Genomic DNA, 22895 nt, shown 5'->3' on the forward strand with positions numbered 1-22895 from the left:
GTTTATTGCAAACGAATAACCGACTTGCGCAAGCACGCGACCCGACATGGCAAATGGGAGTACTACGCGATGACAACACTGGATTCCTACCTGCAGTCCGTCAACTCTGGTCACGGCAACGGCAAACGCAGTATCGCCCTGTTCGACCTGGACCGGACACTGATAGCCGGCTACTCGATACTGCCCATGGCCGTTGAAACGGCACGCTACCAGGCACAGTCTGGCAAGTTGGGCCAGTCCGCGAAACTGCTGCGCGACGCGGTAAAGATGCGACGCGATGGCAACGCCCACTATCACCAACTTGTGAAGCGGCTTGCCAGGGCCCTGAGCGGTGTGACCGAGCAAACGCTGTTCGAGCTGGGCGATAAGGCCTGGCGACGCAGCATTGCCCGCAACATTTACCCGGAGGCGGTCGCCCTGGTGGAGGCGCATCGCGCAGCAGGACACCACCTGGTAATCGTTTCTGCTGCCAGTCGCTACCAGGTCGAACCAGTGGCCAGGGCACTGGGTATAGCGGATATATGCTGCACCAGGCTCGAAGTACAGGACGGTGCCTTCACCGGCGAGGTGGTCGCCCCACTCTGCTATGGCGAGGGCAAGGTCATGGCGGCACGCCGTGTGGCGCGCGAGCAGCGCAGTGACCTGCGGCACTGCTGGTTCTACAGTGACTCCAGCGCCGACCTGCCACTGCTTAAAAAAGTCGGGCAAGCGGTCACAGTCAACGCGTCTGACAAGCTCGCTGTGCACGCGCGCAATCACGGCTGGCCGCAACTCAGTTTCAGCAGCCGCGGGATGCCGGATATGGAACACGTGGCGCGCACCGCACTGGTCGCACAGTCATTGTTGGCCACCACGGCACTGGGAGCCATCAGCAAGCGCCTCGGCGTCGAGAGCAACCGCAACGCCAATCGGCTCACTCGCCTGCTGGGCGACATCGGCAGCGGTTTTGCCGGCCTGGATTTCGAAATCGAGGGCGCACACCACCTGCAGCACAACCGGCCTGCGATTTATATTTTCAACCACCAGAGCCTGCTCGACTCGATGGTGCTGGCGCACCTGCTGCGTGGCGACGTGGTCGCCCTGTGCAAGCGCGAAATGGCGGGCAACCCGGTGCTGGGGCCGCTGCTGCGCCAGGTGGATACAATCTTTGTCGACCGGGAGGAAACCGACCAGTCCGGCGTACTCAAGCAGGCGCTGGCGGCGCTGCAGCAGGGGCGATCACTGTGCATCGCACCGGAAGGCACCCGCAGCACACTGGGCGATGTCCAGCCCTTCAAGCACGGCGCCTTCCTGATGGCAAAGCGCGCCGGGGTACCCATCGTTCCCATCGTATTGCACAACGTCAAGGATGCATTACCCAAGGGCGGGCTTTTGATACGTCCGGCGACAATACGAGTTACCGTGCTACCACCGATCGCGGCAAAAGAAATCGGCGGCATCAGGCAGGCGGCACGTCACCTCGAGGAAACCTATGTGCAAATACTTGGCGGCTCCAGCGTGGCGGCACTGCCGCACAGCGCCAGGGCCTGACCCCTACCACTGCACACCGGGCGGCGGCTGATAGCTGTCGAGCACGTTGACGTAGTTGGCACGCAGGAAAGCGGACGAATCGGTGGCGTTGTGCTGGCTCACGCTGCCCTTCATTTGCGCTACCGATGCGTACTCGTGCTCGTCCAGCCACTCTTCCAGAGACTTGAGAACCATCGCCAGATGCCCCGGCCCCCGGCGCAGCAGCGCGCTGCACATATGCGTGACATCTGCTCCCGCCAGCAGCGACTTGAGCACATCACGCAGGTTGTGCACGCCCCCGGTAATGGCCAGTGAACAATCAGTGCGACCGTGCAGTATGGCCAGCCAGCGAATACGCAGCAGCGACTCTTCAGACGAGGACAGTTCCAGACGGGGCACCACTTCCAGGGTCTCGAGGTCGATGTCCGGTTGGTAAAAGCGGTTGAAAACAGCGAGGCCATCGGCACCGGCCTCGTCGAGACGACGGGCGAAACTGACCGGGGACGAGAACTGTGCCGAGAGTTTCATAGCGATGGGAATGGTCACCTTTTCACGCACCGCACGCAGCACATCGAGGTAGCGCTGTTCCACCGCACAGCAATCTTCGTTGGCTCCGGCAGGTATGTAATACACATTTAACTCCAGGGCGTCCGCGCCTGCCTGCTGCAAGGCCTCGGCGTAACTGACCCAGCCGCCGGGTGTGGTGCCGTTCAGGCTGGCGATGACCGGCACCTCCAATGACGATTTCAGCGCTTGCAGGTGCTCCAGGTACTGCTCTTCGTAACTGGTGTAATTATCCGGTACCGGGTGAAAACTCTCTGCCTCGCCGTGACCAAGTGATTGCTGGTGGAAGAACCTGGCCAGGCGCGCGTCCTCCTCCTCGATCTTTTCCTCGAACAGCGAGTGCATCACCAGCGCCGCTGCACCGGCGTCTTCCAGCCGGCGCGCGGAGTCGAGATGCTTGCTAAGTGGGGACGAAGACGGCACCAGCGGATTCTTGAGTTGAAGCCCGAGGTATTCGGTTGTCAGATCTGCCATCTTACTGTCCTCCGTCGTTGGGCGCATCGGCGCTCACCCGTTGTTTAGCCGCCTTGGCCTGGGCGACCTCTTCGCCATCGCTCCAATCCAGTTTCGACAGCTGCTCATAGTAGTGATACCGGTGATTCACGAACTTCTGCTCTTCTTCCACCAGCGCCTCTGCGACTTCCGGGTGCGTATGCCAGAGCATGTTGAAGCGGGTTTCTGTCTGCACATAGTCACGATAGGGAATGGACGGTGCGCGCGAATCCATCTTCATTGGCGGTTTGCCTGCGGCAATATTCTCGGGATTGAAGCGGAACAGCGGCCAGTGGCCACTCTTCACCGCCATATCCTGCTGCTGGTGATTGCGGGACATATCCACACCATGAGCAATACACGGCGACAGGGCCAGGATCAGGCTCGGCCCGGGGTGCGCTTCCGCCTCGAGGAAGGCGTTAAGCGTTTGTGTGTCCTTGCCGCCATAGGCCACGCGCGCGACGTAGACGTTTTCGTATTCCATGGCCAGTAGCGCCAGGTCTTTCTTGCCGGTGGTCTTGCCACCGGAGGAAAACTTGGCCACGGCGCCACGCGGTGTGGCCTTTGATGTCTGGCCCCCTGTATTTGAGTAGACCTCGGTATCGAGCACCAGGAGATTGACGTCGGCGCCTGAAGCCAGCACGTGATCAACGCCGCCATAGCCGATATCGTAGGCCCAGCCGTCACCGCCCACGATCCACACACTTTTGCGACACAGGTTTTCGCTGACGGCAAGGAGTTGCCGCGCGGCGTCTGAATCCATTTCGTGCAGCAGTGCATCCAGTTGCGCAACGCGCTCGCGCTGCTCATAAACACCGGCCTCACTGGTCTCGTCAGGCGCGAGAATCGCGTCCACCAGTACGGGGTCCAGGTCCCCGCGCATGGCGCGCAACAATTCCTGCGCCATCTCGCGCTGCTTGTCCACTGCCAGTCGCATGCCAAGACCAAACTCCGCGTTGTCCTCGAACAGTGAATTGTTCCAGCTCGGACCCCTGCCGTCGGCAGTAGTGGTATACGGCGTGGTCGGCAGGTTGCCGCCGTAAATGGACGAGCAGCCAGTAGCATTGGCTACCAGCATGCGGTCACCGAACAGTTGCGTGGCCAGCTTTACATAGGGTGTTTCACCACAGCCCACACAGGCACCGGAAAACTCGAATAGTGGCTGCATAATCATGGAGCCGGCAATGGTGTTGCTGCGGATCGCAGTGCGGTCATATTCGGGAAGCCGGGTGAAGAAGTCCCAGTTATCGCGCTCCGCCGCGCGCAGGGCCGGCTGCGGTGCCATGTTCAGCGCCTTTCGGCTCACGTTGGACTTATCGCGAATCGGGCAGATGTCGACGCACAGGGTGCAACCGGTGCAATCCTCGGGCGCCACCTGGTAGCTGATGTGATAACCCTCGGGGAAGCCCTTTGCCCTGACCAGCGCGGACTTGAAGGTGGGGGGCGCATGCTGCAACTCGGACTCGTGAAAAACCTTCGAGCGAATGGCGCTGTGTGGGCAGACGAAGGGACACTTGCCGCACTGGGTGCAGAGGTCGGTTTCCCACACCGGGATCTCCAGTGCCAGGTTGCGCTTCTCATAGGCTGCGGTACCCAGCGGGAAACTGCCGTCTTCAGGCAGCAGGCTGACAGGGATCTGGTCACCGCGCCCGGCGATAATCTCGGCCGTCACCTTGCGCACAAAGTCAGGAGCGCCTGCCATGGTATCGACCTGCTGCACCTGCACATCGCCCACACCGCCAATGCTTATCTCGTGCAGACAGGCCAGGGTTTCGTCAATCGCCTTGAAATTCAGCTCGATGATACGGCGCCCCTTGCGACCATAGGTTTTTTCCACCGCCTGCTTGATAGACGCAACGGCCTGTTCCCGGGGCAGTATTCCGGAAATTGCGAAGAAGCAGGTCTGCATGATGGTGTTGATGCGCTTGCCCATACCGCTGCGCTGGGCCACGTCATAGGCGTCAATGCTGTACAGCTTGATGCGCTTGTCGATAATCTGTTGCTGCATGGAGGCCGGCAGGGTTTGCCACAGCGCATCGGGCGCCGCGGGGGAATTGAGCAGGAACACCGCGCCTTCACGGGCGTAGGACAGCATATCGTATTTTTCCAGGAAGGTTGGCTGGTGGCAGGCGACGAAGCGGGCATCCCCCTCCCCTATGAGGTAGCTGGAACGAATGCGGTCCGGTCCGAAGCGCAGGTGCGATACCGTGACCGCGCCCGATTTCTTGGAATCGTAGACAAAGTAACCCTGTGCATGCAGATCGGTGCTCTCGCCGATAATCTTGATGCTGTTCTTGTTGGCGCTGACGGTGCCGTCGCTACCCAGGCCATAGAACACCGCCTGGAAGGTATCTTCATTGGCCGTGGTACGGAACGCATCGTCCCATTCGATACTGGTATGGCTGAGGTCATCGTGGATACCTACCGTGAACTGGTTCCTGGGCTGCGACCGGTCGAGCTCCTCAAACACCGCCTTGATCATGCCGGGGGTGAATTCCTTGGAAGAGAGACCGTAGCGGCCACCGACTACCCTGGGCATATTGTCAAAGTGAGGCTCAGGGCCCAGGGCATCCTGCGCCAGGGCTGTAACCACATCCTTGTACAGCGGCTCGCCATCTGCACCCGGCTCCTTGGTCCGGTCGAGCACGGCGATACTGCGCACGCTTTCCGGCAGAGCCTGCAGCAATGCCTCCGGGCTGAAAGGCCGGTACAGGCGCACTTTCAAGACGCCAACCCGCTCACCCTGTTGCGACAGGTAGTTGACGGTCTCGTGTACCGCCTCTGCCCCCGAGCCCATGATGACGATCACACGCTCGGCATCCGCTACACCCTCGTACTGGAACAGGCGGTACTGGCGACCGGTCAGGCTGGCGAACTGATCCATCGCCTCCTGCACCTGTTGTGGCAACACGCTGTAGTGCGGGTTGACCGTCTCACGAGCCTGGAAATACACGTCCGGGTTCTGCGAGCTGCCTCGCAGCACCGGGTGTGCCGGCGACATCGCCCGACCCCGATGTGCCTGCACGGCCTCGTCGTCGATCAGAGCCCTGACCACCTCGACAGGCACCGTCTCCAGTTTGGCGACCTCGTGGGAGGTGCGAAACCCGTCGAAGAAATGCAGGAATGGCACACGGCTGACCAGGCTGGCGGACTGGGCGATCAGCGCCATGTCCATGACTTCCTGTGGGCAATTGGAAGCGAGCATGGCAAAGCCTGTCTGCCGGGTAGACATGACATCAGAATGATCGCCAAATATTGACAACCCCTGGCAGGCCAGCGAACGCGCGGCGATGTGGAATACCGTCGGGGTGAGTTCTCCCGCAATTTTGTACATGTTGGGGATCATCAACAGCAGCCCCTGGGAGGCGGTAAAGGTCGTGGCCAGTGCCCCTGCCTGCAGGGCGCCGTGAATCGCGCCGGCAGCACCACCCTCACTTTGCATCTCAACCACTTTCGGTATGCTGCCCCACAAGTTGGCCTGGCCATTGGCTGACCATTCATCGGCGAACTCACCCATGTTGGAGGATGGCGTGATTGGATAGATAGCGATCACCTCATTGGTGAGGTGGGCAATGGTGGCGGCGGCCTGATTACCGTCGATGGTGACCGTTTTCGCTTGCGACATGAGAAATCCCTGACCTGATTGCGGCGGCTGGCAGGGATACAGCATAAACGGCTTTGGCGGGTGGTAAATTGATCCGTATCAGTCTTGCAGAGCGAGTGCGTCTTCCACACCCCGAACAGCAACCATTATCGCCCGGCTGCAGGCTTTACGCTGCTTTTCCAGGTCCCGGTAGGCATCGCTCTCGTAGAAATCGCGCAACGCTTCCATGCTGGGAAACTCCACCAGGATAATGCGCTGGGGCCGGTACTCGCCTTCGATAACCTCGAATTCACCACCGCGCACCAGGTAGCGACCGCCCGCCGCTTCCAGCAAGGGACGCAGTTGCCGCTGGTACTCCAGGTAATCCGCGATATCGAAGATATCCAAATCGACAATTGCGTACGCAGCCATCCACGCTCCCGGGCAAGCAGTATTCTCCAATCATGGAAGATAACGCGGCCGCAGGAAAATATATTGTCCTGAATCAAGGATTGGCGGCTTCAGCCGGGAAGCCGGCTGGCGCAGACGTGTCGGGGCTCAGGCACCGCTATCCGCGGACAGCTCGCGGTAGGAAAACCGGGTTTGCACTGAAACCTGCCAAAACAAAAAGTGTGGCCGCGATAACGAAGAAACGCATGCCGTATCCGCTGTGCTCGTGCTTTTGCGGTAATTCTATTGCATTTATCCAGACGCGCGTAGCCCTTGCAGCCCAAGCCGCTATAATGCCCGTTTTAAAGAATCGCAGGCAGCAACATGTCACTCTTCGACAAAGACAACCAGCCGCTCGGCGAGCAGGCCGCCCTGGAACGCCATATTGAGCAGGCGCTGGCAGCGGAAGCTCCCAGCGGGGTTCAACTTGAGATTTTCTATCGCGCAATCAAGACCCTGTTCGACCCGGTGATCCTCGGGGAAGAGAATCTCCCGGATGGCCCTTGCCTGTTCGTCGGCAACCATTCCCTGTTCGCACTGGACGGATGGGTGCTGGGCCCTATGCTACTGCGCGAACTGGATCGTTTTCCGCGTGCCATGGGCGACAAGTTCCTGTTTGCCAATCCCCGTGTAGGTGACCTCATCCTGCGCACTGGCGGGGTGATGGGTCACCCCGATGTCTGCGCAGCGCTGATGGAAGATGGGCAGGATCTGCTGGTGTTCCCGGGAGGCGCCCACGAGGCCGTCAAGGCCAAGCGCGATATCTACGAACTGCAATGGCGGGAACGGTACGGCTTCGTCAAGCTCGCCGCCAGGCACGGGTACACCATCATGCCCTTTGGTATGATCGGGCCGGATGAGTTTTACGGTCACCTGCTGGAAGGCGAGGACCTGCCCGATTCGCCGATCGGCTCGCTGCTCAAGCGCCTCGGAGTACTCAACGAGAATACGCGCCGTGACATGCTGCCGCCAATTCCGGCGGGCGCGCTGGGCACCCTGTTTCCCAAGCCGCAGCGCTGCTATATCGGCTTCGGCGAACCCGTGGACCTGTCCGCCATGCAGGGCAAAACGCCCACCAAGCGGCAGCAGCAGCGTATCCGCAGCCAGGTCGCCGAACAAATCGAGACCCAGCTGGCGGAGCTGTTGTTCGTACGTGCGCAGAATCGCGGCAGGGAAGGCCTGTTGCGCCGCTTACTGACGATCTGAAGCGCGCTTATTCCTGCATCACCCGCGCCAGGCGCTCCGGCCGTCGCCAGCGGCCCCGGTACAGGCGCACCGAGTAGGCGCTGGCAATCATCAGCAGCATGGCCACAAATACCCACCAGGATACCAGTGGATCCATCTGCCAGCGCACTATGACAAAGTACTGGACCACCAGCATCAGCCAGTGCAGTGACGTGGAAGTGAGCATGATCCAGCGGGTATCTCCGGCACCGCGCAGGGCACCGCCGGCAATCAGGATCACCGCATCCGCCATCATATAGGTGGTCAGGCCTATCATCATGGTCGCAGCCAGGGTGCGGATTTCCGCGAAGTAACTGTCATCGGTCGCAAACACCTCGACCAGTTCCACCCGGAATATAAGGAATACCAGGGCGAGTATCGCCGAGTAGCTGAGCGCGAGAATAAAACCTGAACTGATGACCTGGTTGGCACGCTGCATGTCACCCCTGCCGACGAATTGGCCGATAAGCGTCATCACGCCCATGCCGAGCCCCATCATCGGCACAAACGACAGCATGTCCCAGTTGAACACTATCGCCATGGATGCGCCCTGCACCACACCGTAGCCCTGGAACATCAACAGGAACAGGTTGAAGGTCGCCGTGTTCATGAAGCTCTCCAGCGCAGAGGGCGAACCAAGGCGCAGGTAACGGCGCATGACGCCCCTGTCAAAACAGAAGGATTCCGGTACAGCAAAGCGCAAACGATGCGTTCGATTCAGGTAGAACAGGAGAAACAGCACGATGGTAAAGGCCTGGCTGCAGACGGTGCCAAGGGCTGCACCGACGATGCCCAGTTCGGGGAGACCGCCGTGGCCGAAGACCAGCAACCAGGTCAAGGGTATGTTGAGACAGATACCCGCCACGTCTACCAGCATCACCACGCGCGTCCGGCCAATCCCCACGAAGTAACAGGCAAGGCATGCTTTTAGCAGGTGAAAGAAACTGCCGGCCATCAGGGCATAGAAGTAGGCGCGCTCCAGCGGGACCTGCAGCGGATCGTGCCCCATGTACGCAAACGCCTGCCCTACACCGACGGTGATAAGCGCCAGGAACGGCAACGCGCAAACCGCAATGATAACGCCCTGGCTCACGACGCGCGGGCACCGCTGCAACTGTCCGGCGCCGTAGTACTGGGCGACCAGCGCATTGGCATAGCTGATCAGCCCGACAAACAGCGACTTGGAGAAAAAGGCCGCCACGGCCCCGCCCATGGCCGCGGCGATGTGCACCGCATCCAGCTGCGACATGAACCAGCGGTCGGTAAACACCATGGCTGCAAACGCGCCCTGCGAAATCACCATGGGCAGCGAAAGTCGGGCCAGTTCCCGCAGTGTAGTCAGGGAGAGCGTGCGCACTATGCTCGTTGCCTCGGGAAGTCAGCGTCGACGGGGGCGCAGATTATACCGCCGAAGGCGCGGTATTGCCCTGCTGGAGCCGGCTAGCGGTAATACTCCCCGCTATTGGCGGCCAGGAAAATAAACGACACCCAGGCGGCGACATTGTGGGCCAGGTCCTCGGGATCGATCTTGTCCAGGGTATCGTTGGGTGTGTGATGCAGGTCGAAGTAATCCCAGCCGTTCTGTTTCAAACCCACCACAGGGACACCCGCCTCGCGCAGGTACTTCATATCCGGACCGCCGGTGGCGGTGTTGCCGCCAGGGGCTGCCCCCAGCTGGCGCACTACCGCGCCGAGGGCCTGTGCGGCGTCGACGCGATCTGCCCTGACGCGGGTTTCGAAGCGCCAGATCCGCCCGGCACCAAAATCCGACTCCGAGGCGATGACGTGATTCGCGAGCGCATCCGCGTGCCGGCTGGCATACGCTTTGGCACCTACCAGCCCCACCTCTTCCGCGCCGAACAGGACCACGCGCACGGTGCGCCGGGGGCCTTCGGGCAGGGCATCGAGCACGCGCTTGGCAGCGGCCACCACGATACCCACGCCGGCCCCGTCATCCACCGCTCCGGTACCGAGGTCCCAGGAGTCGATGTGCGCGCCCACCAGTACAATTTCCTGCGGCCGTTCCCTGCCGGGTATTTCAGCGATCACGTTCGCTGACTTTCCCGCCGGACGTTGCTCCGGGGTCAGCAGCAGGTGAATGCGCACACTTTCGCCGCCGCTGAGAATGCGTTGCAACTGGTCAGCGTCGGGTGCAGACAGCGCCGCTGCCGGTACGCCCTCGGCCTCTGCCACCTCAGTGACCCTGCGCATCTGCCCGGTGTGGGCGAAGCGATGGCTGCTGGTGCCCACCGAGCGGATAAGCGCGGCCAGGCCACCCTTGGCCTGGGTGACATAGGCCGCCTGGCGCCGTTTGGCCGTGGCCACGGTATAGCCACTGCCATCCTGGGTTCGGGTCATGACCTCATCAATAAAAACAATCTTGCCGCGAACCGCTGCAGGATCGGCCTGTTCCAGCGCTGCCAGCGAGGGAAACGCCACCACCTCGCCGGTGATGCCTTCCGGGCCGGTGGCAGCACTGCCACCGAGGGCCGAAATGACCAGTGGCTGCGGGAACGGTGAAACAATGCTTGCCTGCTCCAGCCCGCGCTCCCACACGGGCAGCTCAAACGGCTCCTCGCGGACATTGGAGAAGCCGAGCTCGCGCAAGCGCGCGACGGCCCAGGCCCGCGCCCGTGCTTCGGCCTCGGTACCGGCCAGGCGTGGCCCCACCTCTGTAGTCAGTGACGTCACCAGCTCGTAGGCGAGTTCGTCCTGCAGGGCTTCCTGTGCCAGTCCAGCAGCCTCCCCCTGCAGTGCAGGCGTTACCGGCTGGGCCGACGCCGTGACCGTCAGGGCAAAGGTGAACAGTAGTGCTGCAAAACTGGCAGGCGCGTACATAGCGTGCTCCCGGGAAAACGGCGCATCATAACCGGTACGCGCGAGAAGCGACATGTACACAAACATGACACGCAAGCCTATACTGGACCCGATCTGTAATCAGGACATCACTATGGGCGATAACCAGCCTGTGAAATGGCCATTTCGCTGGGACCTGCTGCTGCGCTACCGGTATATCGAAACCATCGCACTCTGGGAGGGCCGGCTGACCACCCGCCACCTGTGCGACACCTTCGGCATTGGCCGCCAGCAGGCCAGCAAGGACATCAATACCTACCTGCGCGAGGTCGGCGTGGGGAACCTGGAATACGACAAGTACCTGAAGGGTTACAAGCCCACTGATAATTTCATGCCCCGGGTCACCCGCGGGCTCGCGGATGAATACCTGCACCTGATGGCGCGCAACAACGAACTGATGAACATGTTCGAGTCCCTCGCCCTCAACATGTCCAACGTGGAAGTGATCAGTCACCCGGTGCGCGACGTCAAGCCGGATGTTCTCCGTCCCATCATGCAGGCGGCACGCCAGCAAAAACGCCTTGACTGCGACTATGTCTCGCTCAATCACCCCGATCGCGAGGGCCGCATTATCGTGCCCCATACGCTGGTCTATACCGGCCTGCGCTGGCACGTTCGCGCCTGGTGCGAAAAAAACGGCGAATACCGCGACTTTGTGCTCAGTCGTTTCCGGGATATCCCCGAGATCATGGACGAGTCGCAACACGGTGTTTCCGGTGATACAGAATGGAATACGCAAGTCACCCTGCATATCACCGCGGACCCGAGGCTGGCGGCGGCGCAACGGGAGGTTATCGAGATGGACTATGGCATGCAGGATGGTGCGCTGCGCATCACCACCCGGGGTAAACTGATACCCTATGCGCTGCGCCTGCTGCACATCAATCCGCGAGAGCAGCTGGCCGATCCCATGGCACAGCAAATTGTAGTTGCCAACCGAGAAGATATTGAACCCTGGTTATTTGGTTAAGCGGCATGAGTGATCACAACGAGTTTGAAGAAGCTTTTACGGAGCAGGGCTTCTGGCGCAAGTTAAAACGCTACGCCAGTGCCGCAGGCCGCGAGGTCGTGGAAAAGGCGCTGCTGCTCTACTACGCGATGCAGGAAGAGAAAGCCCCGGCATGGGCCAAAGCGACCATAGCCGGCGCCCTTGGTTACTTCATCGTACCGCTGGATGCCATCACCGACCTGACACCTGCAGTCGGATATGCCGACGACCTCGGCGTACTGGTGCTGGCGCTGGCAGCGGTCGCCAGCTATATCAATGACGATGTGCGCAGCAAGACCGAGCAGAAAATGCGCGCCTGGTTTGGCGACGAAGCCGCAGACGCGCAGTCAGGCGACTGATCCAAATCAAGGGCCCCGATCCGGAATCGTCCTATCCTCGGGTGGGTAACATGGGAGAAAGTACATGAGGCAATTGCTGGGCACAGCCACGCTGTTTGCCGTTTGCGCGACGGCTGCTACCGCCGCAACCGGCAGTGATAACGCCGCTCTGGAGCAACAGGCACGACAACTGGTGGCGGCCTTCGCCGGCCAGCTGAAACCAACCTTGAAACAGGCGCTGGAGCAAGGCGGGCCGGTGCATGCGATTTCGGTGTGTGCCGATGAAGCCCCGCGCATTGCTGCAAGCCTGTCTGCCGAATCCGGCTGGGCCGTACGCCGCGTCAGCTTGCAGCCGCGAAATACCGGCAACGCGCAAGCGGATGAGTGGGAGCGAACGCGCCTTGAAGAGTTCGACCGGCAGGCCGCTGCCGGCTCCGCGCCCGGCACACTGCACGCCAGCACCGTTGTGGACGGCAATTTCCGCTATCTGCAGGCCCAGGGCGTTGAAAGCGTCTGCCTGCTTTGCCACGGCGAGAATATCAGCCCGGCGGTACAGGCCGCCCTCACCGAGTATTACCCCGACGACAGCGCGACGGGATACGCCCCCGGGCAAGTTCGCGGCGCCATCAGCCTGACCCGGAAGCCCTGACCCATGCCCTCTCCCTACAGCCAGCCCAGTCGTTTTATTGACAGCGATCACCCCGCGGTAATCGACCGCGCGCAATCACTGGTCAGTGCAGACGCCAGCGACCGCGAGAACGCCGTGGCCCTGTATTACTGGGCCCGGGACCAGATTCGCTACAACCCCTACCGGGTCAGCAACTCACCACGGGATTACCTGGCATCGGCCACGCTGGCGCAGGGCGAGTCATGGTGTGTGCCCAAGGCGATCCTGCTGGCCGCTTTGTGCCGTGCCGCCGGCATACCCGCCAGGGTCGGTTTTGCCGATGTGCGCAATCACCTCTCGACCGAGCGCATGCGCGCGGCCATGGAATCCGATGTGTTCTACTTCCACGGCTATACCGCTATTGAACTCGAGGGCCAATGGGTCAAGGCCACGCCGGCCTTCAACATTGAGCTGTGCGACCGTTTCGGCCTGCAACCACTGGAGTTCGACGGCCGCAGCGACAGCCTGTATCACCCCTTTGACCGGGCAGGCAATCGGCACATGGAATACATCACCGATCGCGGGCAATTCGTAGACCTGCCCTTCGAAGACATGATGGCAGTATTCCAGCACCACTACCCGAAAATGATGCAGGCGCTCGCGACCGCCGACATCTCGGCGGACAGCTGGGACGGCGACGTCGCTATGGAGACAGGCTGAGGCGAGCAGCAGACGCCGCAGTAGTCAACCCGCGCATTACCGCGCCAAACGCGGCAGCGGCTACTGCGCCGCAGCGGGCGTGGTCTCCGTCATCACCCGCCCCCTGCAGAAGGTCAGGAACAGTGCGGTGGAAATGCCCGCCGAGGCGAATATCATGCACATCACCATGATCTGGTAGCGTGATGCCACCAGCGGCGATACACCGGACAGTATTTGCCCTGTCATCATGCCGGGCAGTGACACCAGGCCTACAGCCAGCAGCGAGTTGGTCACTGGAATCATCGCCGCCTGATAGGCTTTCAATCGCGCCTGCGGCCAGGCGTCACCATGGCCAAGCTCTGCATACAGGCGCTCGGCAGCAAGGCTGACCGCGGTCATGGCATTGGCGAACACCATGCCGGCAAGAGGAACCGTGTAACGAGGCAGGTACCAGGGATCAACCTGCAACACCAGCTGCGTCACCAGTAACAGGGTCAGTCCACCGCCGATACTGATCGCACCAAAGGCTGCTAGCAACAAGGCACCCCGGTGAGCCGGCACCGTGCCGACCGATATCCACACGGAGGCACAGAGCATAATGGCCAGCACCACCAGGATAAGCTGGCCGTTGTCAGCGCCAAATATCCAGGCGAGCACATAGCCGATGGCCAGCAGCTGTACCAGCATTCGCCCCAGTGCATACAGCGCGTGCCCGATGCCGTAAGACCAGCGCAACAGTATTGCCAGGGTGATGGCGACAGGTGTGAACGCCAGCGCCAGTTGCCAGAGTGTCAGGGTGATCACAGGGTTTTCCATATTGCTCAGCACCGACCGGGACAGGGGCTTCCATGCTACACTGCCGGTCCCGGGCCGACTACCGGCGCGGCCTGCACTTAACTTATTATTCACTTTATTTTTAAGCGATAAATATCTGTTTATATTGGACTTTATAGATCATTTTATAGAGCAGCTGGAAACCGCGCGAGCATCCGATCGGTTGTCAAACCCCTACTTGTGGCCACAGCGCAGCGACAACCTGCGCGCGTGGTTGCGAGCCATCATGCGACAGCCCGGCCGACGGGTTCTGGTCATTGGCGAGGCCCTGGGCTATCGCGGCGGCGTACACACCGGGATTCCGTTTAGCAGTTCGCGACTGATCAACAGTTCCATGCACCCTTTCTGGCGCAGGCTACGCCCTGAACTGACTGTCAGCAGTGACATCAGCGAAGCCACTGCCAGCATCGTCTGGGAATCACTGCGGCAAAGGCGGCGTATACCCTTATTCTGGAACGCCCTGCCCTTCCACCCCCACCAACCGGGCGTCCCACTCAGCAACCGCACACCGGACCGCGACGAGCTGGCTGCAGGCCAGGCGTTCCTGCGCCTGCTGGCACAACACTATCAACCAGACCTGGTTGCCGGTGTCGGTGCCAAAGGTACCCATGCCGCGGAAACCGCGTTTCCGGGGTGCCGGGTCAAAGCCCTGCGTCACCCGTCCTACGGCGGCAAACAGGCCTTTGTACAGGGCATCAACCGGCTACTTGGCTAGGGCGATCTTCAAGCGGCAAGCCCCCAGACCAGGCTGGCGGCCAGTGCCGCCGCGACCAGTTCCGGCGCCAAACTGCCGAACAGCAGCAGTCCACCGGCTATCGCCACCACGGCGATGAGCCGCTCTGCATGCCGGGAAGACGGCGCAGCCGGCATGATGCCTTCGCGTAGTGCGTTTCTGGCGATACGGTATTCAATGGCTTTCATGGTGCTCATGGCGCTCTCCCTCGTGTGATGTGACCATGTTGCACGGCGCATATGCCAGGGCACCATCTGTCGCATTTCGGACCGGGTTGAAAATGCGACAGGTGCCTTTCGCCTTATCGTTGATTTCGCTCACCATACGAGACCCCGCTGGTGAACTATGCTTGCTCTGTCGCACTTGATGGAGCCCATACATGTCAGAGCAACAGGACGCACTCACGCCAATCGCTGCGCCCGCCTCGCTGCCGGCAGAAGCGCTGTACAGAGACTGCCCCCTGGACTGGCTAAGCTTTGAGACCACCAGCGAACTGGAGCCATTGGCGCGACACCTTGGCCAGGATCGCGCCGTCGAGGCATTGGAGTTTGGCCTCGCCATTCCCCACGATGGCTACAACATCTATGTCCTCGGTAGCAGCGGGATCGGCAAGCGTAGCCTGCTGGACAGCATTCTCCATGAGGACAATGCCCTGCCACAGGGGGACGTGGCGGACTGGTGCTATGTCAACAATTTTGATTCCCCGGACAAACCAATTGCCCTGCAACTGCCCTGTGGCAAAGCCGAAGCGCTGCGCCAGGACATGGCACAGGCACTGGAAGACCTGCTCGGCATATTTCCCGCCACGTTTCAAAGCGATGAGTACCAGTCTCGCGTACAGGAGCTGAGCGAGACCTACCAGGCCAGGGAACAGGAAGCTTTCCAGGCACTGGCGGAAAGGGCAAAGCAACAGCAGATCGCCATGATCCAGACACCCGGCGGCTACAGCCTCGCACCCATGAAGGACGGCGAGATCGCCACGCCACAGGACTTTGAGGCGCTTCCGGAGGCCGAGCGCGATGCCACCCTCAAGGTGATCGAGGAACTGAAGGAGGAATTAAAGGCGATTGTGCGACAACTGCCGGCGTGGAAGAAGGAGAGTCGCAACGCCTTTCGCGAACTGAATCGGGAATTCAGCCAGCTGGCACTGGATCCGGTGCTGGAGGAACTGAAGAACCGCTACCAGCCCTACCCGGCGGTCATGCAGTATCTCGACGCGGTACATGCGGACATGATGGAAGAAGCCGAGGCATTCACCCGGGTACAGGAGGACTCGGCAATACCGGACAACCTCAAGCAGCGGGTCAAGGAGTTTCCGCAGTACAACGTCAATGTGTTGGTCGACAACAGCACTCTCACTACCGCGCCGGTGATTTACGAGGATAGCCCCGGTTTTTCCAACCTGCTCGGGCGGGTGGAATACGTCTCGCAGATGGGCACCCTGGTCACGGATTTCAACCTGATCAAGCCGGGCGCCCTGCACCGTGCCAACGGCGGCTACCTGATCCTGGAGGCGGAAAAACTGCTGACCAGCCCCTACGCCTGGGTCACCCTGAAACGAGCGCTGAAGGCCGCCGAGGTCCGCATTCAGTCGCTGGAACAGATATTCAGCTTTGTGAGTACCGCGCAGCTGGAGCCCGAACCCATTCCACTGGCAACCAAGGTAGTGGTCATTGGCGACCGCTATCTTTACTACATCCTGCAACAATACGATCCGGAATTCGCCAGCCTGTTCAAGGTGGCAGCCGACATGTCCGAGGACGTGCCGCGCTCGGAGGAATCTACCCAGCTGTTTGCCCGGCTTATCGGCACCCTGCTGCAGCAGGACAAGCTGCTGCCCATGGATGCGCCGGCAGTGGCGCGGGTTATCGAACACGCCGCCCGCAGCATAGAGGACAGTGAAAAACTCAGCCTGCACCAGGGCAGGCTGCGCAACCTGCTTACCGAGAGCGATTTCCGCGCCAGAAGCCAGCATCTCGAATGCATCAATGCCGACGTCGTGGATGAGGCGATCGAAGCGGCCATACATCGGCTGGACCAGTTCCGCGAAAAGTCGCACGAAGGCATTTTGCGCGAGATCATGATGGTGAAGACCGATGGCGTTGCCGTCGGCCAGGTCAATGGTCTCGCCGTGTACTTGCTGGGCGAATACGCTTTTGGTCGCCCGACGCGCATATCAGCGACCGCACGCCTGGGCCAGGGCAAGGTTCTGGATATCGAGCGCGAGGTCGATCTGGGCGGTCACCTGCATTCCAAAGCGGTAATGATCATCAGTTCGCTGCTGGCCGATCGCTACGCCCGCAACCGTCCGCTACCGCTCTCTGCCAGCCTCACCTTCGAACAGAGCTACGGCGGCGTTGATGGCGACAGTGCATCGGTGGCGGAAATCGCCGTGCTGATTTCAGCTATCGCCGACATACCCCTGCGCCAGGAACTGGCCGTCACCGGTTCGCTCAACCAACATGGGGAAGTGCAGGCAATAGGCGGCGTGAACGAGAAAATAGAAGGATTCTTTGATATCTGCGAGGCGCGCGGGCTCACCGGATCCCAGGGCGTCGTTATTCCCGCCGCGAATACGGTACACCTGATGCTGCGCCGTGACGTGCGTGACGCGGTGGCGTCGCACCGCTTCCACATACACGCGGTGGAGCGTATCGAAGAGGCCATGGAACTGATGACCGGCTTCACCATGGCCAGCATCGACGCCCGCGTCAGCGCCCGCATCGATGAGTTGCAGGCAGCGGCGATGTCTTTCAGAGGCAACGGCGGCAAGCACGATGACGTCTGAGCATCACATTATCGTACCGATCGACCTGCACCAGATCAGCCGGCGTAATCTGGAAACCCTGGTGCGTATCGCGCACCTTCTGGGCCGGGATGTGCTGGGTCTGATGCTGGACGACCTGCGCCTGCAGCAGGTGGCGGCACTGCCCTTCACTACTGAAATCACCCTCAGTGGCGCCCGCGAGAGAAGCCTGGCCCGGGACCACCTGTCGCAACGCCAACTGCGCATCACAGGGACAACGCGTGAACTGCTGCTGCGACTGGCAGAGCAGGGAAACGTCAAGCTCAGCTTTGAGCATGCGATTGGCCACCGCCTGCACTGTGCACTCGAGAGCGAGCGCAGCGTGGATATCTTTTTCCCGCCACGGCAGCAGTGGCGTCACCGCAAGCAAGCCGCGGGCACTCAGCTGGCTACCATCACCCGGCTGGGCCTGCTGTTGCCATCGCAGCAGCAGAGTAAACGCCTGTTGCGGATTGCGACCAGCCTGGTACAGGCGGGGATGATCAGTGAAATCTATGCCCTGGCGGCCGGCGATGTGCGCATTGCCGAACTGGCCTCGCCACCGCTGGCGGGAAAGAAACTTGAAATTCGCACCGATATGCCCATGAACAGCGACAGTATCCTGCAGCTCATACGGCGCTCACCCTATGACCTCACCCTGATTCCACGGGTGTGTTTGCAGGATGCGCCGCCTGCAGACCTGGACACCGCGCTGTCCCTTGCCTGCGGCCAGATCATGCTGATTGGCGAGGGAGACTAGAGCGCGCCCGCAGCGAATGTATCGCAGGCGGCCAGTTCACCGCTGTCGAAGCCACGACGAAACCAGCGCACTCGTTGTTCAGAACTGCCGTGGGTAAAGCTGTCTGGAACCACACGCTGGCCCGCTTCCTTCTGCAGGCGGTCATCCCCGATCGCGCTTGCCGCGCGCAGTGCCTCTTCCAGGTCGCCCGGTTCCAGCAACTGCTGCTGCGCCGAGGCAGCGTGGCCCCACAGGCCTGCGAAACAGTCAGCCTGCAGTTCCTGGCGCACGGAAAGCGCATTCACGTCGGCCTTGCTGCGGCCACGCCCCGCCTGCTGTACCTGCTGGCTGATACCCAATAGCGTCTGTACGTGATGCCCGACTTCGTGCGCCACCACGTAAGCCTGGGCGAAATCCCCGGGAGCACCGTGACGACGACTGAGATCCTGGAAAAAGCTGAGATCAATATATAACTGCTGGTCCGCGGGGCAGTAAAACGGCCCCACTGCCGCACTGGCCATGCCGCAGGCGGAATTCACCCGCCCGGAGAACAGCACCAGCGTCGGTTCGCGATACACCTTGCCCTGTTCACGAAACAGCAGGTGCCAGGTATCTTCGGTCTCCGCCAACACGACGGCGACGAAATCTGCCAGTTCCTGCTCTTCCGCCGAGAGCTGTTGCTGACCCTGCGAGGCCACCCGGTCGCCACCACCTCCCAGCAGCAGGCCGAGCACATCGAAGCCGAGCATGCGTCCGCCGAATATGACCACGAGGCCGACTATCAGCAGGGTACGACCCGTCTTGCTGCGAATCATTGCCGGCAGGAAGCGCAGCAGCAGCGGAGCGGCGCCGGCGGCGGCGTAACCCGTGGTTTCACCCCTGCGATCTTCTACGTTGTCACTGCGTCTACGGTCTTTCCAGCGCATAACCCGCCTCCTTAACCCATAACAATCTAGCATCCCACGAAATACTGGCAAGCTGCCACGGATAAATATACTCTCACTGGCGCCAATACTTTTCGGAACTATCACTATGGGCATACTTATAGGTGGCAGCGACGCAGGACAGGTGTTCCTGGATCCCAGGTACGCCAATCGTCACGGCCTTATTGCGGGCGCCACCGGCACCGGCAAAACCGTTACCCTGCAGTGCCTTGCGGAAGGCTTCTCGGATCTCGGCGTGCCGGTATTCATGGCCGACGTGAAAGGAGACCTGTCCGGCATAAGCCAGGCAGGCAAACCCCACCCCAAGATTGACGAACGCGTCGAGGCGATTGGCATTAGCGATTATCACGCCTGTGGCTACCCGGTCGCATTCTGGGACCTGTTCGGCAGCAAGGGCACGCCGGTTCGCTCCACGGTATCGGAGATGGGGCCACAATTACTTTCCCGCCTGCTTGGGCTAAACGAAACCCAGGAGAGTGTGCTTACTCTCGTTTTTGAATTTACCGACCAGGAAGGCATCCTGCTGCTTGACCTGAAAGACCTGCGCACCAGCCTGGAATACCTTGCCGAGAACGCCCACGAGCTGGGCACCGGCTACAGTGTCTCCAAGGCATCGGTCAACGCCATCCTCCGAAGATTGCTCATGCTCGAGCGCGAGGGCGGCAAGAAGTTTTTTGGCGAACCGGCACTACAACTCAAGGACTTCATGCAAAACGCGCGGGACGGGCGCGGCATCATCAATATTCTCGCCGCCGACAAACTCATTATGAGCCCACGGGTGTACTCCACCTTCCTGCTCTGGCTGCTGTCTGAACTGTTCGAGTCGCTGCCGGAACTGGGTGACCCCGACAAACCCGTGCTGGTGTTCTTCTTCGATGAAGCCCACCTGTTGTTCAAGGATGCACCCAAGCCACTGCTGGAGAAAATTGAGCAAGTTGTGAGACTGATTCGCTCCAAGGGCGTTGGCGTCTACTTTATCAGCCAGAGCCCCAGTGACATCCCCGATAGCGTACTTGGCCAACTCGGCAACCGTATACAGCATGCGCTGCGCGCCTATACCCCAAAGGAACAAAAAGCGGTCAGGGTTGCAGCGCAGTCCTTCCGCGCCAACCCTGCCCTCAATACGGTGACTGCCATCACCGAGCTGGGTGTGGGCGAAGCGCTGGTTTCAACGCTACAGGCCAAGGGCATTCCTGCCCCCGTGCAGCGTGTGCTGGTACGGCCACCGCAATCCAGAATGGGCAAAGCCACCCTGGCCGAGCGCAAGCTGCTGCTGGAGCACGACCCTAACATGCGTCTCTATGGCACCGCCGTTGACAGGCGTTCCGCCCACGAGGTCTTGTCCGAGCGCACCGAAGCAGCGCTGAAGCAACGCGAACAGGCTGAAGAGGCTGAACGCGCCGCCAAGGCCAAACCCAAAGCGCGCAGCAGCAACCGGCAGAGCGTCGGCGAGGCCTTTCTCAAGAGCGCGGCGCGCAGCCTCGGTTCTGCTACCGGCCGGCAATTACTGCGCGGCATCCTGGGGTCATTGCTGAAATAGGACAGCAGCACCCGTGCAACGCCTGCGGATTGGATTTATGCCATCTCTTGTGTATAGTCGCGCGCAGCGACGCCAGCGATCCTGGCTAAACTCATTGAATCCGTAGCCAGCCGGACCCTACTCTGGCGTGGCCGGCCACGGGTTCACAAGCGTTACGGAATACAGCATGACCAGACCCTCTCCCGGCGCCCTGATTGGCGCGCTCCTCGGCATTGTTATAAGCGTCACCCAGACCCCTGCCCTCGCGACTACCCAGTCCGGCAAAGATGAATCGGCCAGGGCCAACGCGCTGTTTGACGATATTTTTGACCGCCGCGTCCAGCGCGACCCGGTATTGCAGACCTACCAGGGCATAAAAGACGACTACGACAAATGGAATGACCTCTCCGAGGCGGCCCAGGCGAAGGAACAGGAGCACGTCAGGCAGGACCTCGAGAGCCTGCGCAGCATTGACACCAGCCAACTGGATACCGCCACACTGCTCAGTTACCGCTTGATGGAACGCGAACTGCAGGAGCAGATAGCGGACTACAAGTGGCGCCATCACAGTTACCCAGTCAACCAGATGCGCGGAGAACACGCACAAATTCCTGCGTTCCTGATAAACCAGCACCAGGTCAGCAGCATCGAGGATGCACAGGCCTACATCTCTCGCCTGAACGGCGTCGCCGTGCGCCTGGCGCAGGTCATCGAGCAGCTGGAGATACGCGAGGAGCTGGGCATCATCGCGCCGGATTTCGTGCTGCCACATGTATTGCGCACCAGTCGCAATGTGTTGCGCGGCGCGCCCTTCGAAGAGGGCGAACCGAGCACCCTGCTGGCTGACTTCAGCGCCAAGGTCGAGGCACTGGAAATCAGCGACGCGGAACGCGCCGGACTGCTGCGCGACGCTGAGCTGGCGCTCATCAACAGCGTACAGGCGGGCTATCTCGCTCTTATCAAGGCGGTGGAAAAACTGCAAAAACAGGCCACCCACGACGCTGGCGTGTGGAAGTTCCCCAATGGCGAGGCCTTCTACAGCAATCGCCTGCAGCACAACACCACCACGGATTTGACTGCCACTGAAATCCACGAGATAGGGCTGCAGGAAGTGGCCCGCATTCACGACGAGATGCGCGCCATTCGAGACCAGGTGGGTTTCAAGGGCGATCTCAAGTCGTTCATGGATTTCATGCGCAGGGATGAGCAATTCTACTACCCGAGCACCGACGAGGGACGCGAGCTGTATCTGCAGCGCGTCAACGCGGTGCTGGCGGATATGGACTCACGCCTTGACGAACTATTCCTGGTGCGCCCGCAGGCGGAGCTCATCGTGAAAGCGGTGGAACCTTTCCGCGAGCGTGCGGCTGGCAAGGCGTTTTACCAGCGGCCTGCAGCTGACGGCTCGCGCCCGGGTACCTACTACGCCAATCTCTACGATATGAGCATGATGCCGACCTACCAATTGGAAGCGCTTGCCTATCACGAGGGGCTACCGGGCCACCATATGCAGATTGCCATCAAGCAGGAACTCGAGGACCTGCCCAAGTTCCGACGTTACGGCGGTGTAACCGCCTATTCCGAGGGCTGGGGACTTTACTCGGAACTGCTGCCGAAAGAGATTGGTTTGTACCAGGACCCCTATTCCGACTTCGGTCGTCTCGCCATGGAACTCTGGCGTGCCGTTCGCCTGGTGGTGGATACGGGTATGCATGCCATGAAATGGACCCGGGAAGAAGCCATCGCCTATTATTTTGAGAACACCCCCAACGCCAAGATCGATGCGGTGAAAATGGTGGAGCGTCACGCAGTCATGCCCGGACAGGCAACCGCTTACAAGATAGGCATGATCAAGATCCTCGAACTGCGAGAAAGAGCCCGCAAAGCGCTGGCTGAAGACTTCGATATCCGCGAGTTCCATGACGTGGTGCTGAGGCAGGCTGCCGTGCCCATGGATGTACTGGAAGAGCAGGTCGAGGCTTACATCGACGCCAAACAGCGGGCCACGGCAAAAGCCAAGTAGGTAAACCT

General features: G+C 60.8%; 19 protein-coding genes. 11 read left to right on the forward strand and 8 right to left on the reverse strand.

What is annotated here, in order from left to right:
- Positions 1-69 precede the first annotated feature (69 nt).
- Positions 70-1530, forward strand: a complete 1461-nt coding sequence (locus tag F0M18_RS19245) for an HAD-IB family hydrolase (RefSeq protein WP_188109821.1) — start codon at positions 70-72, stop codon at positions 1528-1530.
- Positions 1531-1533: 3 nt separating this feature from the next.
- Here F0M18_RS19245 and F0M18_RS19250 read toward each other — a convergent pair whose 3' ends face one another.
- From F0M18_RS19250 to F0M18_RS19260, 3 genes are all read right to left on the reverse strand, one after another.
- Positions 1534-2547 (reverse strand): dihydroorotate dehydrogenase-like protein, encoded by a 1014-nt coding sequence (locus tag F0M18_RS19250; protein WP_149613093.1) that lies wholly within the window; start codon positions 2545-2547, stop codon positions 1534-1536.
- A gap of 1 nt (position 2548) precedes the next feature.
- Entirely contained in the window at positions 2549-6190 is a 3642-nt protein-coding gene (gene nifJ / locus F0M18_RS19255; protein ID WP_149613094.1) for a pyruvate:ferredoxin (flavodoxin) oxidoreductase, read from the reverse strand.
- 78 nt (positions 6191-6268) lie between these two features.
- Positions 6269-6580 carry a DUF1330 domain-containing protein gene (locus F0M18_RS19260; protein WP_149613095.1) on the reverse strand — a complete coding sequence of 104 codons (312 nt, stop codon included), beginning with the start codon at positions 6578-6580 and terminating at the stop codon, positions 6269-6271.
- 342 nt (positions 6581-6922) lie between these two features.
- Here F0M18_RS19260 and F0M18_RS19265 point away from each other — a divergent pair, with 342 nt between their 5' ends.
- Entirely contained in the window at positions 6923-7804 is an 882-nt protein-coding gene (locus tag F0M18_RS19265; RefSeq protein ID WP_149613096.1) for a lysophospholipid acyltransferase family protein, read from the forward strand.
- Between the two features lie 7 nt (positions 7805-7811).
- On the opposite strand, the gene F0M18_RS19270 is transcribed toward F0M18_RS19265, so the two are convergent.
- Positions 7812-9179 (reverse strand): MATE family efflux transporter, encoded by a 1368-nt coding sequence (locus F0M18_RS19270; RefSeq protein ID WP_262500999.1) that lies wholly within the window; start codon positions 9177-9179, stop codon positions 7812-7814.
- An 83-nt stretch (positions 9180-9262) separates the two neighbouring features.
- Positions 9263-10660, reverse strand: a complete 1398-nt coding sequence (locus F0M18_RS19275) for a M20/M25/M40 family metallo-hydrolase (RefSeq protein WP_149613097.1) — start codon at positions 10658-10660, stop codon at positions 9263-9265.
- Positions 10661-10724: 64 nt separating this feature from the next.
- On the opposite strand from F0M18_RS19275, the gene F0M18_RS19280 reads away from it, so the two are divergent.
- The 4 genes from F0M18_RS19280 (at position 10725) to F0M18_RS19295 (ending at position 13331) form a co-directional block, all read left to right on the forward strand.
- A complete protein-coding gene (locus tag F0M18_RS19280; RefSeq protein ID WP_262501000.1) occupies positions 10725-11648 on the forward strand; it encodes a WYL domain-containing protein in 924 nt (307 codons plus the stop codon).
- A 5-nt stretch (positions 11649-11653) separates the two neighbouring features.
- Positions 11654-12025 (forward strand): YkvA family protein, encoded by a 372-nt coding sequence (locus F0M18_RS19285; RefSeq protein WP_149613098.1) that lies wholly within the window; start codon positions 11654-11656, stop codon positions 12023-12025.
- A gap of 64 nt (positions 12026-12089) precedes the next feature.
- Positions 12090-12653 (forward strand): Tll0287-like domain-containing protein, encoded by a 564-nt coding sequence (locus tag F0M18_RS19290; protein ID WP_149613099.1) that lies wholly within the window; start codon positions 12090-12092, stop codon positions 12651-12653.
- 3 nt (positions 12654-12656) lie between these two features.
- Positions 12657-13331: a transglutaminase-like domain-containing protein gene (locus F0M18_RS19295; RefSeq protein WP_149613100.1), complete on the forward strand. Its 675-nt coding sequence runs from the start codon at positions 12657-12659 to the stop codon at positions 13329-13331.
- A 60-nt stretch (positions 13332-13391) separates the two neighbouring features.
- Here F0M18_RS19295 and F0M18_RS19300 read toward each other — a convergent pair whose 3' ends face one another.
- Complete coding sequence (locus tag F0M18_RS19300) at positions 13392-14114, reverse strand: ABC transporter permease (RefSeq protein ID WP_262501001.1); 723 nt, start codon at positions 14112-14114, stop codon at positions 13392-13394.
- Positions 14115-14307: 193 nt separating this feature from the next.
- On the opposite strand from F0M18_RS19300, the gene F0M18_RS19305 reads away from it, so the two are divergent.
- Complete coding sequence (locus F0M18_RS19305) at positions 14308-14859, forward strand: uracil-DNA glycosylase (RefSeq protein ID WP_188109822.1); 552 nt, start codon at positions 14308-14310, stop codon at positions 14857-14859.
- Positions 14860-14867: 8 nt separating this feature from the next.
- Here the strand turns inward: F0M18_RS19305 and F0M18_RS19310 are convergent, their stop codons facing one another.
- Positions 14868-15074 carry a hypothetical protein gene (locus F0M18_RS19310; RefSeq protein ID WP_149613103.1) on the reverse strand — a complete coding sequence of 69 codons (207 nt, stop codon included), beginning with the start codon at positions 15072-15074 and terminating at the stop codon, positions 14868-14870.
- Between the two features lie 182 nt (positions 15075-15256).
- Here F0M18_RS19310 and F0M18_RS19315 point away from each other — a divergent pair, with 182 nt between their 5' ends.
- Positions 15257-17665, forward strand: a complete 2409-nt coding sequence (locus F0M18_RS19315) for a Lon protease family protein (RefSeq protein WP_149613104.1) — start codon at positions 15257-15259, stop codon at positions 17663-17665.
- Positions 17655-18422: a hypothetical protein gene (locus F0M18_RS19320; RefSeq protein WP_149613105.1), complete on the forward strand. Its 768-nt coding sequence runs from the start codon at positions 17655-17657 to the stop codon at positions 18420-18422. Before F0M18_RS19315 ends, F0M18_RS19320 begins: the two co-directional genes overlap by 11 nt.
- Here F0M18_RS19320 and ypfJ read toward each other — a convergent pair.
- Positions 18419-19327, reverse strand: a complete 909-nt coding sequence (gene ypfJ / locus F0M18_RS19325; protein ID WP_149613106.1) for a KPN_02809 family neutral zinc metallopeptidase — start codon at positions 19325-19327, stop codon at positions 18419-18421. The genes F0M18_RS19320 and ypfJ overlap by 4 nt on opposite strands.
- A gap of 106 nt (positions 19328-19433) precedes the next feature.
- Between ypfJ and F0M18_RS19330 the strand changes: the two genes are divergently transcribed.
- Together F0M18_RS19330 and F0M18_RS19335 are read left to right on the forward strand one after the other, a co-directional pair.
- Positions 19434-20885: a helicase HerA-like domain-containing protein gene (locus F0M18_RS19330; protein ID WP_149613107.1), complete on the forward strand. Its 1452-nt coding sequence runs from the start codon at positions 19434-19436 to the stop codon at positions 20883-20885.
- 166 nt (positions 20886-21051) lie between these two features.
- Positions 21052-22887 (forward strand): DUF885 domain-containing protein, encoded by a 1836-nt coding sequence (locus tag F0M18_RS19335; protein WP_149613108.1) that lies wholly within the window; start codon positions 21052-21054, stop codon positions 22885-22887.
- Positions 22888-22895 lie beyond the last annotated feature (8 nt).

It is taken from the genome of Pseudohalioglobus sediminis (assembly GCF_008370495.1).
Lineage (GTDB): Bacteria > Pseudomonadota > Gammaproteobacteria > Pseudomonadales > Halieaceae > Halioglobus.